Here is a 15,160-nt window from a genome sequence, read left to right as displayed (position 1 = left end):
CCGGAGCCGGATCGGTCAGGCCTGTGGTCGGTCGGCGCGTACGACGTAGTTCTTCGGCATCCCGTGTTTGGTGTACTTCCAGCGCAATTCGGCCCGGGAGAAGGCGCCTCGTAGGAAGCCGGCCAACGCCCGGGTCCCGACCAGCAGCGGCGCCATGTAGATCAGCCGCCAGCCCTGGACGACCTCCCGCGGATCGGCCGGCAGCCAACGGCTCATCAGATGGAACTGGTAGGAGATGGTGCCGAAGTAGCCTTCCAGCCAACCGATCTTGACGTTGCTGTAGCCGGCCTCCTCGAAGAGCTTGACCAGGGCGTACTTGGTGTAGCGGAAGTAGTCGTACGGCGGCTGGTGTTCCTGGAAGAACAGCGGCACCGTGCACAGGATCTTGCCGCCCGGCTTGGTCACCCGGAACAGTTCGGCGAGCACCTTCGGCGGATCGTCGATGTGCTCCAGTACCTGATTGAACAGGATCCGGTCGAACCGCTGGTCCTCGACCGGGATGTCATCCAGGGTGCAGACGTAGTCCAGCTGGGTGTATCCGGTGGACAACTGCGCAAAGTCGGCGGCCTCGTACTGTGCGTGTTTGAAGAGCTTGCGATACGGTCCCCGGCCCGCACCGGCATCCAGGACGACCATGCCCTTCTTGGTGCCGGCGGCGAACTTCTTGTTGACTTGAGACAGCCGGACGCGGGACGCGTTCACGAACCACGGACGCTTCTTGCGCTGGGACACGGAATACCTCTCAGCCGAGAACGATTCCGGACAGGCTATGCGTCGCGCCCAGCCGCGTCGAACACGACACGCACGGCCTGTCAGGATACGCTCACCCCGTCCTGTTCGCAGGAGAACCGCAAAAAGTCTTGACCGCAGTACACCGGTCCTGACGGCAGCACCCAGCCTTGTCCGTAGTACCTACGAGGAGCTCGATGCCCACCCCTCGCCAACTCGCACGCCATCTGCCCGCGCCGGCAAAGTCCCGGATCAAGGCCGTGTTGCGTCGCCTCGAGTCGACCGGCGTCCTCGGTGGACAGCCCACGAAGAAGCCGGCAACCGCCAAATCCACGCCGACGAAGCCGGCGGCCAAGAAGCCTGCGGCGAAGAAGCCCGCCGCCAAGCCGGCCGGGCCGCCACCGAACCCGCTCCGGGTGATCGCGATGGGACGCGAGGTGCCACGCAGTGCGCTGCGGGCACCGCAGGTCGTCTCGCTCGCCCGCGGTCTGATCGAGGAGGGCGACTCGGCCTTTGCGATCTCCGCGGCCGAGGCGCTGCATCGGTCGGAGGAGACCCGGGAACTCGGCTCGCTGGTCGCCGCCATCGTCGCGTTCGAGCGGGGTTACCAGTCCGCGGCCTGGGCTTACCTGCAGGAGGTGCCGACCCAGCTGTGGTCCCGGCACGCACTGAAGGAGTACGTCGTCTCCGGCCTGGAGTCCGACCCCGACACGGTGCACACCGCGCTGACCGAGCTGGCCGCCGCTCCTTCACCGCAGGTCTCCCCCGCGGGCTGGTTCGACGCCACCTCGACCCTGTTCGGCTACGGCAGCGCCGACCTGGCTCGTACCTTGTACGAGCGTTTCGATCGGGCCACCGACACCGCCAACGCACCGGACACGTTGCTGGAGCAGCACCGCGACTGGCTGCGGCCCTGGGTCGCCAAGGACCCCGATTCCCCATCGGCGCCGGCCGTCCCGGACGGCCGGGTCTCCTTCGCCGTGATGGACTACGGACACCCCGGACGCAGCCGCGCCTCGGCCAACATCGGCGACCACGTCCAGAGCATCGCCTCACTGGGCCATCTGGTCCGCCGGCAGAACGTCCACTATCACGGCGAGGACGATCTGCTGGAGCTGATGAAGCGGCTCGGCGACCGAGTACCGGATCGGTTGCGACTGGACAGCGCACCGGCCGAGGTCGAACTGCTCACCGTCGACCGGGACGCCTCGATGTATTCGCCGATCCCGCCGAACACCTGGACGCTGGGCTTCGGCTGGTTCATGCACCCGATCTACGAGATGCGGTGCGGGTTCCCGTTCCACGACAACCTGCTGCCGATCTTCGTCTCCTTCCACTGCAGCAAGCGGGATCTGCTCACCCCGGACGCGATCGAATACCTGAAGAAATTCGGGCCGATCGGCTGCCGGGACTGGACCACGGTGGACATCCTGCTGTCGGTCGGTGTGGAGGCGTTCTTCTCCGGCTGCCTGACCACCACCACCAGCACGGTCTTCGCCGATCTCGAGCAGCGTCCCGGCCCCGACGCACCGGTCGCCTACGTCGACGTCCCCGACGATGCGGTGCCGGCCGGCGGCAAGGTCTTCAAGCACAGCAGCGACAAGATCCGGTTCCGTTCGTTCGTCCGCAACGTCAACGACGCCGTGGAACTGCTGGAGACCTATCGCACCGGTTACAGCAAGGTCGTCACCTCCCGACTGCACGGCTACCTGCCGTCCCGGTCGCTCGGCATGGAGGTCGACTTCGTACCGAAGAACCGTTCCGATCCTCGCTTCGAGGGCCTGCAGGACATCACCGATGAGGCGTTCGAGGCGATCCGGAACGGGATGCTGACCAAGCTGGACGCGATCTTCACCCGGATCTTGGCCGGCGACGACGCCGAGACGGTGTACGCCGCCTGGCACGAGATCAACAAGGACGACGTCGCGTTCGCCCGCGCCCGGCACAGCGAGCCGGCGGCCTTCGCACCGCACGATCCCCAGCTACTCAGCGATGCCGCGGCCAAGGCGATCAGCGGTACGACTGCCGGGACAACCAGCGGCGCAGCCGACGAAACCAGCGGTGCAGCCGACGAAACCAGCGGCGCAGCCGACGATCCGCAGCGTTTGGATCTCGTCGTCCATGTCGGCGAACAGGGCCGGGAACGTCTCGAACAGGGGCTCATCCGGATGGTCGGCACGGCGTCGGCAGCCAGCAGCCGTCCGATCGGCCTGACCGTCATCTCCCGCGCCAAGGAACCCGTCGATCAGGCCTGGTTGGCCGGTCGACTGCCGGGGGTGACCGTGCGGGTGCTGTCCACTGTCGACCTCGGCGAATCCCTGCAGCAGCCCAACGGCAAGCCGGTCTCCAAGCGTGATCTGGATGTCAGCCTGCTGCCCGATCTGCTGCCCGACCTGGACCGGGTGCTGGTGTTGTCCGGTGACGCGATCGTGCAGGGCGATCTGTCGGCGCTGTACGACCTCGACCTCGGCGAGCACCGGTTCGCTGCGCCGACCACCAGGACCGTCAAGGGTCGCAGCGGTTTCGCCTTGATCCATGCCGCCGCCAACCGGCTCCGTGACCGGACCGAGCTGGCTGCCGACCTGCGCCGGACCGCGCACGGCCGGCACGCCTTCGACTTCGACTCCTACACCACCGACGTGTTGCTGCTCGATCTCGCCGGTCTGCGCGCCGACGGCTTCACCGAGGCGTTCGTTCCCTATCTGGCCGAGTTCGGGCTCAGCCTGCGGGAACTGCTCAGCTTCTACGCCGGCCCGAACCGTACCGAGGTGCCGGCCGACTGGCACGTGGTCCCGACCCGCGGTCCGATCGGCGAACCGCAGCTGCTGCACTGGGCGGACTCGTTGAAGCCGTGGTTCCAGCGGATCGTCCCGGGTGAGGAGTACTGGCGCGAGGCGGGCAAGGAGTCGGCTTGAGACGGCCACGACGGCTGGTGAAATCGCTCCGGGCGATCGACCGGCGCGCTCCGGACCCGGTCCGCCGGTTCGTCCGGGCCGGCCGCGACGTCGCCCGGCGGACCGGTCGTGAGCTGACCTGGGAGGTTGCCGGACGACGCGGCGACTCCCGGCTGGTCACGGTCGTGGTGACGGTGTCGGCCGAGGATCTGGATTATCTGGATGAGGCCATGGAATCGGTGGTCGGGCAGGCCCACCGGGACCTGGAGATCCTCGTCGTGCCGTACGGACCGGAAGGTCGGCAGGTCCGCGCCGCGTTGGCGCGGTGGACCCGCTCCGACTATGCGGTGCACATCATGTCGGCACAGCCGCCCGATCTCGCTGCTGCCCGCGACCGTGGCGCCCGCGCTGCGCACGGTCGTTATCTGGCGTTCCTCCGCGGACACGATGTGCTGCCCGCCAAGGCCATCCGGGACGGTGTGGCTGCGTTGCAACGCAGCGACTCCGACTTCGTCATCGGCCGGGTCAGCAACCCGACCTCGGTGATGCGTTCGATCCTGCCGCGGGACGACCGGGTCCACGACCGCCGCCGGTACGGTGTGACGCTGCGCGAGTTCCCGGCGGCCGTCGCCGACTCGGGACTGGGCAATCGGCTGTTCAGCAGCGCGTTCTGGCGCAGGTCGCGGCTGACCTTCGCCGGTGCCCGTGGCGAGTCCGACGTCGTGCTGGCGGCCTTCCAGCATGCCGTCGCGTTCGACGTGATCACCAGCACCACCTACCGGCCCCGCAACCGGGCCTTCGGAACGCCGGTGGAACAGCTTTACGATTCCACGGCCGATCTGTCGGCCTGGCTGTCCGACGCCAGCACCACCCGGCGCCGGCTGCGTACGCTCGAGTCCACCATCGGCGCCGCACTGCTGGACCACTGGGCGACCGGCGTCATCGACCACCAGCTGCAGACCTTCCTCGGTGACGCCGAACGAATGACCGACGAGCAGTGGCAGGCGTTGCGCAGCTTCACCGCCGGCCTGCTGGAGGCGATCAGCGACCGGGCCTGGTCGCAGACCCGGGCCGAGTCCCGGGTCAAGCTGCGGCTGCTGCTGGCCGACCGACGACCGGCGTTGGAGCGGTTCGTCGCCGACCGCTGGTTCGAGCAGGACAACGTCTTGACCAGGGTCGACGAGGGCGGGGTGTACGCCGAGTTCCCGCTGGACGCCGATGCCGCGTCGGTGGTCGACGCCACCGATCTGGCCTTCGCCGAGCACGAGACGCCGGCACGGGTACGGGTCCGCAACGTCCGCATCGTCGCTGCCGACCGGCTCGCGGTCGATGTGCTGGCCCGGATCCAGCTGGTCGACCTGTCCGACATCACCCCCGAGGTCACCGCCCGCTGGCTGGGCTACGACGACGAGGACAAGCGCGACGACTCGATCGAGCCGGTGCCCACCGACGTGATCCCGGTCGAGGACCCACAGGCCAACATGTCGATCGGCCATCGCTACCAGGACTATCGCCGCGGAGGATTCCGGGTCGAGTCCGACCTGAGCCGGCTCACCACCGGCCGCTGGCGGCTCGAGGTCACCGTGCGGGTCGGCACGATCACCCGCAGCACCGACGCGATGAGCTTCGACAATCGCGGATCGGCCGGCCTGATCGGCAGCCGCTATCAGCCGCGCCGGGTCACCGTCGCCGGGCCGACGGTCGCCGTCAAACGCGGTGGCGGCCGGCTCGAGCTCGTCGTCCGGGACGCCGAACCGGTCCGGCTCGTTTCGGCCCAGGTCGACGGCCGTCGGGTCCAGCTCCGGCTGCGTTCCCGCGACGGCCGCTCCGTCGAATCGGTGGTCGCCGACGCCGGCCCGCGGCATGCCGCGGCCGGTCTGAAGGACGGCATCGCCACCCTCGACCTGCCCAGCCCCACTGTCGACTCGCCGCGGGCCTGGAAGCTGCGGGCGATCACCGATCAGGGCAGTCACCCGATCGCCTGGCCCGCCGAACCGGAGCCGAGCCTGCTGGACGGCTGGCTCGGCGTCGGCGACGGCTCGGTCGTCGTCACTCGCAGCGAGTACGGCAACGCCATGCTGTACGAGTCCGAGCGGTCGGCGATCCTGGACGACGTCGACCTCGCCGCCGGCAGGGTGGTCGTTCGCGGCCGCTGGTTGGGGGCCGAGCCCGCCGACGACGCCGGCCTGCGGCTCACCGCGCGGGGTTCCCGCTGCGAGACGGCCGGTGCGATCTCCACCGCGGCGGACGGTTCGTTCACCGCCGACATCCCGCTGCGCTGGACACCGTGGGGGCTGGACGAGCGTCTGGTGCCGCGCGACGAGTACCTTTTCTTCCTCACCGATAACGCGATCGCGACCGGCGAGGAGACCGACGAACCGTCCGGCTTCGCCCCTGAGCTGCATGTCAGCGCCGCGTTCATCGACGGCATGCTCAGCTTCCGGCTGACCGACGAGGTCCGGATGCGGCCGATCTGCAAGCCGAGCCGGGCCCCGGGGTTCGCGCTCAGCGTGCCGATTCCGGTGGCCGACTCCGGCGCGTACGCCCAGTACCGGCTGCAGCAACAGGCGCTGTCCGATCCGGGACCGATCGACGAACAGGCCGTCTACCTGCTCAGCTACAACGGCAGTGTCGCCACCGACAGCCCGGCAGCGATCCACCAGGAGCTGCGCCGCCGGCATCCCGAGCTCAAGCTCTACTGGGGCGTCAACGATCCGTCCACCCCGCTGCCGGAGGGCGGCATCCCGGTGTTGGTGAACAGCCCGGAGTGGTATCGGATCGTCACCACCGCGGCCCACCTGGTGCAGAACGTCGACTTCCCCCGGTGGTGGCGCAAGCGTCCCGAGCAGCGGTTCCTGCAGACCTTCCACGGCTATCCGGCCAAGTCGATGGGGCTGCGCATGTGGCGGGCCAAGAAGTTCACCCCGCTCCGCCAGCAGATCGAGCTCGAACGGACCAGCGCCGGCTGGGATCTGATCCTGACGCCGGCGCCGGCGATGGATGTGCACTACCGGCAGGAGTACGACTACGCCGGGCCGATCGAGAACCGCGGTTATCCCCGCGACGACGCCCTGCTGGACGACCGTGCCGACCAGTGGCGCCAGGAGGTACGGGAGCGGCTCGGCATCCGGCCCGACCAGAAGGTCCTGCTCTATGCGCCGACCTGGCGTGACCACCTGGCCAGCAGCTACACCTCGGCCGCCATCGTGGAATACCTCGACGTCGATGCCGCCTCCGAAGCACTCGGCGACGAGTACGTCTTCCTGCTCCGCGGCCACCGGTTCAACACCAAGCGGCCCGACCGCGGTTGGGACGCCGCCCGGATCCTCGACGTCACCGACTATCCGGAGATCAACGATCTGATCCTCGCCTCCGACGTCGCCGTGCTGGACTACTCCAGTCTGCGATTCGACTTCGCGCTGACCGGCCGACCGATGGTGTTCCTGGTCCCCGACCTCGCCGACTACACCGGCGGCATCCGGGGCTTCCTGTTCGACTACGCCGACAGCGCGCCGGGACCACTGCTGAACACCACCGACGAGGTGATCGCGGCCGTACGCGACCTGAAGGCTCTGTCGCAGAGCTACCGTGGCCAGCTGGCGGCGTTCAACGCCAAGTATCAGTACCTGCAGGACGGCAGGGCCGCCGAGCGGGTCGTCGGCCGTTTCTTCTCCGACCGTCAGCCGGAGGCGTAACGCCGGACCGGTCCAGCACTGTTGATCACCGGGCGTCTGATCATTTGGCGTCCTGATCGGCGAGCAGCGCATCGACCGCGCGCTCGCCGGACCGCCCGTCGTCATAGGGATTGAACCGCTGCCGCCACTGCGCGTACCGCTCGGCGTGATCGGTCCGGAGTCGATCAAGGTCGGCCAACGCGGCGATCACCTCGTCGGTGGTCGCCACCAGCGGACCCGGTGCGTCGGCTGCAAGATCGAAATAGGTGCCCCGCAGGGTGCCGGTGTAGGCGTCGATGTCGGGGGTGAAGAAGATCATCGGCTTGCCGGTCACACTGAAATCGAACATCGTCGAGGAGTAGTCGGTGATCATCACATCACTGATCAGATAGAGCTCGGCGAGGTCGGGATAGAGCGTGACGTCGAGCAGTCGCCCACCGCGGACCCCGCCGCCGTAACGGATCGTGTTGGCATGGCCACGGATCAGCAACCGGCCGGCCGGACCGAGCGCGGCTGCAACGGCGTCGAAGTCCAATTCGGCGAACAATCCCTTGGCGTTCTCCCGCCAGGTCGGCGCATACAGCACGACCCGCTCGTCGGCCCCGATCCCGAGCCGGTCACGGATCTGCCGCCGGTCATCGTCGTCGGCGCGGCTCAGCCTGTCGTTGCGCGGATAGCCGATCTCCAGCACGGTGCCCTCGAAACCGTAGGCGGAGCGGAAAACCTCGCTGCTGTAAGGATTCTGCGAGATCAGCATGCTCCACTGCGAGACCTCGGCCGTGGTGCGCCGCCGGTACGCGTCGCCCCGTTTGGTGCCGATCCGGTCGAAGCCGAGCAGTTTGAGCGGCGTGCCGTGCCAGGTCTGCAACACCGTCTGATGATCGCGCCGCAGGAACTTGCCCGGCATCCAGCAGTTGGTCACCACCAGCCGTGACCAGGTCAGCGCGCGCCACCAGGCGTCGGTCTTGAAGATCACCGAGTCGACCCCGTCGGGCACCTCGACCGACCGATCTGCGACCGTCCACACCGGTCGCAGATCGGGACGCCGGCGGGCGAGTTCGTCGGCGATCGGCCCGATGTTGTCGCCGGTGCTCTTGCCGTCGAAACAGTCCAGGAAGATCGTGTCGGTCGGCTGCCCGGTGCCCTTACGGTGTCTGATCTCGAAGCGTCGGTGCCGATAGCGGCTGCGTTCACCCGGCGGCATCGGCGGCCGGGTACGGACCACCAGCTTTCCATGATCACCGGCAATCAGCAGCGTGTTCTGCTCGGTGTCGATGCTGCTGATCAGCGTCTCGGCCAGCTCCTGATCCAGCAGTGCCGGCACGCCGTGCCGTTGCTCGGTCAGGCGGTAGTCCGCCGACGGCAAGGCAGTCGGCGTCCGGCCCCAGTCCGGGACCGACAACAGCGGATACCGGGCGGAGAACCGGTCGACAGCGTGGTCGACCTGACCGGGCCGGATCTGCAGCTCGACCGGCTGGACCCGCCGGCGGCCGCCGACCAGCAGCCAATCGGCAGGGTCGGCCGACAGCTCGTGGCACTCCCCCTCGATGATCAACTGCGGGCCCTGCGCCGCGGGCTCGACGGTGATTCGGTCCACGACCAATCGTCGGCGGTGCACATCGACCCGGACGACGCCCTTGGGCGCGTAGCGGATGGCGACCCGCGGGTCGCCCGGACTGGCTTCGCGATAGCCGTGCGGTCGATGGCCGTGCCAGTGCACCATCCGGGTCTGCTGCCGGTCATCGGCCAGCACCAGATACCAGGACTCGACATCGCTGCTGTCGCTGCTCCGAGTCAGCGGCCGGACCGATCCGCGGACCCGATAGCGCCCGTCCGGCAGTGCGGACAGCGTCAGCCACACCACTTCCTGGCCCCGCCGCAGCAGCGCCGTCCGGGGCTCGATGTCGCCTCTGCAGGTGACCACGGCGTCCAGATCGTCGCCGTCGAAGGAGATCGAGTCGGCCGTCAGCGCCCGCCGCGCGACGGTCAGCACCAGACCCTGGTCGTCGTCCCAGCTCGGCAGGATCAGGCAGCCGTCGCCCGCGTCGGCGGTGTGCAGGTGCCCGGCGGAGGTGTTCTCGTCGCGCTGTAGCAGCGGCCCCTCGACCCGGCCGTCCCGGTCCTCGACGGCGATCTGGAGCTGCCACTTGCGGAAGAAGATCCCCGGCCCTTCACGCTCGGTGAGCAGCCGCGGGTCCAGCAAGGCGACGAATCCGCTGCCGGTGCGGTCCTTGTCGGTGCTCTCGGAGCGGTCGTTGTAGGCCGCCGACTTCACCGGCTGCACCATCAGCTCGACGGTGTCGTCATCGGACACCAGGGTGACCGAGATCACCTGCGAGTCGGCTCCCTTGCCTTCGGTGCGCCAGCCCGCCCCGTCGATCCGCAACCGTCGGCTGCCGTCGGCGGCCGGCCGTTCCCAGCCCGCGCCGAGCAGCCAGCCGGTGACGTCGGGCGGTGCCGGAGCCGGCTGAGCCTTCCGGTCCTGCTGCCCGATGCTGCTCTGCGAGACGGTCTCCGGCGACCGCGTCATCCGGCCCGACCGGCGCAAGACCCGTGCGGTCAGCCGCGAGGCCACTACCGAGAGACTCTGGATCACGCTCGTCGTCCCCGCCCTTCACCTGCCATCTGTTCGCCGTCGGTGGACGGCCGCAACCCAGGGTAGAGCCTGCGCCACGGCCTGCGAGGGTTTCCGGGCCTGACACGTTAAGGTCGCTGGGTGGAAAAGCTGCGAAACGTCGCCGTCATCCTCGCTGGAGGGGTCGGATCCCGGGTCGGGATGAACATCCCCAAACAGTTGATCAAGATCGCCGGCAAGCCCATCATCGAGCACACCATCATCGCGCTCAGCCAGTCGCCACTGATCGACGAGATCGTGATCATGATGGCGCCCGGGCATCTCGATCCGGTCCGCGCGATCGTGAAGACCGGTGGGTACACCAAGGTGACGCAGATCCTGGAGGGCGCGGGTGCGGACGGGACCCGCAACGACACCACCCGGGCGGCGCTGGCCGCGCTCGGCGACGAGGACTGCAATGTGATCCTGCATGACGCGGTCCGGCCGTTGGTTTCCCAGACGATCATCGAGGCCAACGTCCGAGCCCTCGACGAGTACACCGCCGTCGACACCGCCATCCCGTCGGCCGACACCATCATCCAGGTCGACGGCGAGTTGCAGGGCGGCAAGCGGGTCGGCAGCGATCAGCCGGTGATCGCCGACGTGCTGTCCCGTCCGCTGCTGCGGCGCGGTCAGACTCCGCAGTCGTTCCGGCTGTCGGTGATCCGCGAGGCCTACGAGTTCGCCGCCGAGGATCCGAATTTCACCGCCACCGACGACTGCACGGTGGTGCTGCGTTATCTGCCGGACACCCCGATCGCGGTGGTGGCCGGTCATGAGCGGAACATGAAGGTGACCGAGCCGATCGACATCTATCTGGCCGACAAGCTGTTCCAGCTCGCCTCCGCCGACCGCCCGGCAGCGCTCACCGACGAGCATTACGAAGCAGCGTTGAAGGGCAAGACGATGGTCGTCTTCGGCGGCTCGTACGGGATCGGCGCCGACATCGCCCAACTGGCAGCCAAGTACGGCGCCATCGTCAGGACCTTCTCCCGGTCCTCGACCAACACCCATGTCGATCGGCGCGAGGACGTGCACGCCGCCGCTCAGTCGGTGATCGCCGAGACCGGCCGGATCGACTTCGTCGTCAACACCGCCGGCGTGCTGCCGCGCGGCGAGCTCTCCGATACCAGCGAGGAGACCATCTACTCCGCGACGGAGATCAACTACCTCGGCCCGGTCTTCATCGCCCAGGAGTTCTTCCCCCATCTGGCCGAGTCGCAGGGCTCATTGTTGCTGTTCACGTCCTCCTCCTACACCCGCGGCCGTTCCGGCTATTCGCTGTACTCCTCGGCCAAGGCCGCGGTGGTCAACCTGACCCAGGCGCTGGCCGACGAATGGGCCGGCAACGGCGTCCGGGTCAACTGCGTCAACCCGGAACGGACTGCGACACCGATGCGGACCAAGGCGTTCGGGTCCGAGCCGGCAGGGACGCTGCTGGCCTCGACCGACGTCGCCCGCCAGTCGCTGGACGTGATGCTGGCCGGGCAGACCGGACACGTGATCGACATCCGCCGCGAAGACGGCCCGGCGGCCGTCCAGAACGGCTGAGCACCGCCGCCGTCCATCGGCCGGATATGTTTAGGCCATGCGCGCGACCGTTCGAGATGTAGCGGCCCGGGCAGGCGTCTCACCGAAGACGGTTTCCAACGTCTTGAACGGCACCTTCCGGGTCAGCCCGGCGACCCGGCAGAAGGTCGAGGAAGCCGTCGCCGCACTGGACTATGTGCCGAATCTGTCGGCCCGCGGTCTGCGCAACGGACGGACCGGGATGATCGCGGTCGCACTCCCCGATCTGCGGATGTCGTATTCGGCGGAGATGTGCCATCACTTCGTGGTGGCTGCGGGCAAGCGTGGTCTGCATGTCCAGATCGAGGAGACTGCTGGCGGCGTCGACCGCGAGGTCGAGCTGATGTCGCGGGCACGAGCACAACTGATCGACGGGCTGATCCTCAATCCGGTACGGCTGGAGACCACCGCCGTGCAGCGTGCTGTCGCGATGCCGCCGGTGGTACTGATCGGCGAGGTCGACCAACCCATCGTCGATCACGTCTGGATCGACAACACCGCGGCCGTCCGCGAGATCACCCAGCTGCTGATCGACGAAGGTCATCGACGGATCGCGATCGTCGGTGCGGACAACACCGCCACCGCCCAGGTCCGATTGATCGGGTTCCATCAGGCCCTCGAGGCGGCCGGGATATCCGCCGAGGCAGCCCTGGAGATCCCCAGCCCGGACTGGCATTCCACCGACGCCGCGCGCTGGTTCGGCGAGTTCCTCGACACCCACGACGTCCCCGAGGCCGTCGTCTGCATGACCGACACCCTGGCGATGGGCGTGATCAGCGCGCTGCATGACCACGGTCTGTCGGTGCCCGGGGACGTGTCGGTCGTCGGCTATGACAACATCACCGATTCGGCGACCATGGTGCCGGCGCTGACCACCATCGACTTCGACAAACAGAAGTTCGCCGAGACCGCGATCGACGTGCTCGCCGCCCGGATCGCCGATCCGAACCGGCCGATCATGAGCGTCACCATTCCGCATCGGATCATGCGCCGGGCCAGCACCCGTCAGCGCAGCACCCGCAAGACCGGGCCCCGCAAGACGGGCACCCGCAAAACCGGGCCCCGCAAACCCAGCACCCGCAAGGGCTGACCCCGTCACAGACCGGCGGCCAGCAGCAGCCGGCTCAGCGCCAGTGAATGCTCGGTGTCGATCATCGGCTCGCGTCGGCGGATCAGGTTGTTCAGCACCCATTCGGCCTCGGTCGCGGGCCCGCAGCTGAGTGTCACCGGATCCTGACCGTCGAGGATCGAGCGCAGCCGGCCGCTGCCGACCTCCCACTCGATCATTCCGGCCGGGCCACTGATCTCGATCACCTCGCTCGGCACGGCGCCCGGTCGGCGGCGTACCTCGAAGGTCGCTTCGTCGGCTACCGCTTCTGCACCGACAGCATCGGACGGTGAGCCGTCGCGATCGTTCGTGGCACTGCCGACCAAGATCAACTCGCCGTACGCGGCACGGATCTCGGCGGGATCGTCGACCGCAGCCGGATGCCCATCGGTGACCGTGGTGAGGCCGGCCGGCCTACCTCCGGTCAGCCGCCCGAACAGGTCGAACGCTTCCATGATCGACAGTCGGGACGCCGTGCCGTCGTGTTCGCCGCCGAGCAGCAGTGACACCAGTTGCGGGCGGCCGATCCGACCGAGCAGCTCGACGGCGGTTCCGGCCGCCGGGTGCCCCCGATAGGTGTAGGACGTGGATACCCGGTGTCCCAGATCGGCGGCAAGTCGGGCGATCGTGTCCAGCTCCTCGAGGCTGTCGCAGAGCGGCGGCGCGACCAGGACATCAACGTTGTGCTGCAGCGCATCGATCACGATCGGACCGGATCCAGGCCCGGCGATCGCCACCAACGACGGAGCGGCCGCGTCCAACAGGTCGCGATGATCGGACCAGGACGGCAGGTCGTACAGCTCTGCGGTCCGTCTCCGTGCTGCCGGGTCGGGCTCGCTGAGTCCGACGATCCGGACGCCGGCACGTCGTCGCTGCGCCGCCGCAAGGAACCATCGGTGCCGTTGGTCGACGGCCCCGATCAACCCGACCCTGATCATCCGGTCCCCCTCGGAGGCGTTCCCGCGGGAGCGCCGGGACCGCCGAGTTCACCGCCCGTCCAGCATCGTCCGCCGGACGGTCCGCCTATTGCCGAAGCCATCCGACGCCGCCGTACCAGGAGCTCCGTCCCGTCAGGCACAGGAGGCAGCGCGGCAACGGTGACCGACTCAAGCCAAGCCCGGTCCTCTGCTGTCAGCTGCCCCACCACCTGCGACTCCGTCGTCATCCGATCGATCCTAGGACGTCGTGCCACCCGCGGGTGAGCACCGGCCCGCATTCCCGGACGGCCGGGATGCCGGCAGGGCTCAGGTGCGAAAACGCAACACCACCGGGGGCAACATGGCCCACACGAGGGGAGGTGGGCCCACTGGTGCGTTCTTGGCACCGCGAGCGCGCGCCTTCCTCGGGAGACGTGGTTGAGGGCCGCAACGACCACTTTCACGCCCGGCTCGCTCCCGAGACGAGAAATCGGCGAGGTCAGATCAAGCCGGCGTGATTCTGGTCGCCCCTCCGAGATCCCGGCGCGTTCGGCGCGCAAGATCAGTGCTTGGCGATCATGGTCCAGGCGCGCCAGTTGTAATAGTCGCCGAAGTCGTGGGTCTCCTTCAGCCACGGCCGGATCTGGGTCCACTGGATGTCGGAGCAGTAGCGTGCGAATCGTTCCTCGATCCGGTCCTTGCTCAGATCGTTCACGTGGTAGTAGCGACGTGGCTGGATCCGGTGCTCGGGCTCGTCCCGCATCAGGAAGAACGAGATCAGCACGCCGCGACGCGACACCCGGGACAGCTCGTCGATCGCCCGGTTGAACGCGCTCGGCGAGAGATGCTCCAGCAGATCGTGGGCGACGGCCCAGTCATAGGAACCGTCCTCGGCGTCGATGTCCTGGACGTCGCCGACCCGGAAGTCTGCTTCGGGAAACATCGAGCGTGCGTTGGCGATGTTGGCCTCGGTCAGATCGATGCCGGTGTAGTCCACCAGCGGCGCGATCCCGTAGCCGTCGAAGGCCCGGTAATCGTTGGCCGACCCGCAGGCGGCCTCGATGATCGAGACCCGTGGGCCGTCGGCACCGTGCAGCGCCTCGGTCCACTTCGTGGCGTACACGTCGTGGTCGTCGACGATCTGGGCGAACGCCTCGCGCCACTTGCCCTTCCGCTTGAGTTCGGCGAAACTCATGCCGTACTCCTCGGGCAACTCCTGCTGGCGTTTGCGCAGTGCCCGGTTCTTCTCCACGGCCCAGTCCAGTTCCTCGGCCATCAACGCTCTGTGTTCGTCGCCGGTGACCTCGCCGATGAAGTGGTGCCGCGCCAAAATGCTCTGCACGTTGATCACCGGATCCTGGTAGCTCGTGACCAGGTAGTTCTTCAGCATCGCCGGTTTGGCGTTCACCCAGGATCGCTGCAGCAGATGCCGTTCGATCCGTCGTTCCACCGGGCCGCCCACGGTCGAGCCGACGCGCCGGGCCAACCGGCTGTAGAGCTCCCAGCGGTCCTGACGATTCTGGATCGCCTTGGGTAGTGGCACTTTGGCCAGTGAGTCCTTGGCCCGTGAGATCGTGGCCTGTGGCAATGTGGCCCGTGCGGTCTTCGGCTGTGACATCGTGAGGAACCCCTCCCATCGGTGGCATCGTCGCCGC

8 protein-coding genes are annotated in these 15,160 nt (G+C 68.1%); 4 read left to right on the top strand and 4 right to left on the bottom strand.

Features of this window, described 5'->3' with window-relative positions:
• Positions 1-15: 15 nt before the first annotated feature.
• Positions 16-732, bottom strand: a complete 717-nt coding sequence (locus tag BLU38_RS28725; protein ID WP_091530434.1) for a class I SAM-dependent methyltransferase — start codon at positions 730-732, stop codon at positions 16-18.
• 194 nt (positions 733-926) lie between these two features.
• On the opposite strand from BLU38_RS28725, the gene BLU38_RS28720 reads away from it, so the two are divergent.
• Both BLU38_RS28720 and BLU38_RS28715 read left to right on the top strand, forming a co-directional pair.
• Positions 927-3,644 carry a glycosyltransferase gene (locus BLU38_RS28720; protein ID WP_091530431.1) on the top strand — a complete coding sequence of 906 codons (2,718 nt, stop codon included), beginning with the start codon at positions 927-929 and terminating at the stop codon, positions 3,642-3,644.
• Positions 3,641-7,318 carry a CDP-glycerol glycerophosphotransferase family protein gene (locus BLU38_RS28715; RefSeq protein ID WP_091530427.1) on the top strand — a complete coding sequence of 1,226 codons (3,678 nt, stop codon included), beginning with the start codon at positions 3,641-3,643 and terminating at the stop codon, positions 7,316-7,318. The genes BLU38_RS28720 and BLU38_RS28715 overlap by 4 nt, the downstream gene beginning before the upstream one ends.
• 40 nt (positions 7,319-7,358) lie before the next feature.
• On the opposite strand, the gene BLU38_RS28710 is transcribed toward BLU38_RS28715, so the two are convergent.
• A complete protein-coding gene (locus BLU38_RS28710; RefSeq protein ID WP_157683799.1) occupies positions 7,359-9,827 on the bottom strand; it encodes a CDP-glycerol glycerophosphotransferase family protein in 2,469 nt (822 codons plus the stop codon).
• Between the two features lie 186 nt (positions 9,828-10,013).
• Between BLU38_RS28710 and BLU38_RS28705 the strand changes: the two genes are divergently transcribed.
• Both BLU38_RS28705 and BLU38_RS28700 read left to right on the top strand, forming a co-directional pair.
• Entirely contained in the window at positions 10,014-11,462 is a 1,449-nt protein-coding gene (locus tag BLU38_RS28705) for a bifunctional cytidylyltransferase/SDR family oxidoreductase (RefSeq protein ID WP_091530421.1), read from the top strand.
• Positions 11,463-11,499: 37 nt separating this feature from the next.
• A complete protein-coding gene (locus BLU38_RS28700; protein ID WP_091530418.1) occupies positions 11,500-12,570 on the top strand; it encodes a LacI family DNA-binding transcriptional regulator in 1,071 nt (356 codons plus the stop codon).
• Between the two features lie 5 nt (positions 12,571-12,575).
• Here BLU38_RS28700 and BLU38_RS28695 read toward each other — a convergent pair whose 3' ends face one another.
• Both BLU38_RS28695 and BLU38_RS28690 read right to left on the bottom strand, forming a co-directional pair.
• Positions 12,576-13,526: a Gfo/Idh/MocA family protein gene (locus tag BLU38_RS28695; RefSeq protein ID WP_091530415.1), complete on the bottom strand. Its 951-nt coding sequence runs from the start codon at positions 13,524-13,526 to the stop codon at positions 12,576-12,578.
• A 541-nt stretch (positions 13,527-14,067) separates the two neighbouring features.
• Complete coding sequence (locus BLU38_RS28690; RefSeq protein ID WP_091530412.1) at positions 14,068-15,123, bottom strand: class I SAM-dependent methyltransferase; 1,056 nt, start codon at positions 15,121-15,123, stop codon at positions 14,068-14,070.
• Between the last annotated feature and the right edge of the window lie 37 nt (positions 15,124-15,160).

The organism is Microlunatus soli (assembly GCF_900105385.1).
Taxonomy (GTDB): Bacteria; Actinomycetota; Actinomycetes; order Propionibacteriales; family Propionibacteriaceae; genus Microlunatus; species Microlunatus soli.
This window is presented reverse-complemented; position numbering and strand designations above follow the sequence as displayed.

Excerpts from the sequence above, each read along its gene's own strand:
- BLU38_RS28720 (WP_091530431.1), top strand. The coding sequence starts at position 927 with ATGCCCACCCCTCGCCAACTCGCACGCCATCTGCCCGCGCCGGCAAAG.
- BLU38_RS28710 (WP_157683799.1), bottom strand. The coding sequence starts at position 9,827 with ATGACGCGGTCGCCGGAGACCGTCTCGCAGAGCAGCATCGGGCAGCAG.
- BLU38_RS28700 (WP_091530418.1), top strand. The coding sequence starts at position 11,500 with ATGCGCGCGACCGTTCGAGATGTAGCGGCCCGGGCAGGCGTCTCACCG.
- BLU38_RS28695 (WP_091530415.1), bottom strand. The coding sequence starts at position 13,526 with ATGATCAGGGTCGGGTTGATCGGGGCCGTCGACCAACGGCACCGATGG.
- BLU38_RS28690 (WP_091530412.1), bottom strand. The coding sequence starts at position 15,123 with ATGTCACAGCCGAAGACCGCACGGGCCACATTGCCACAGGCCACGATC.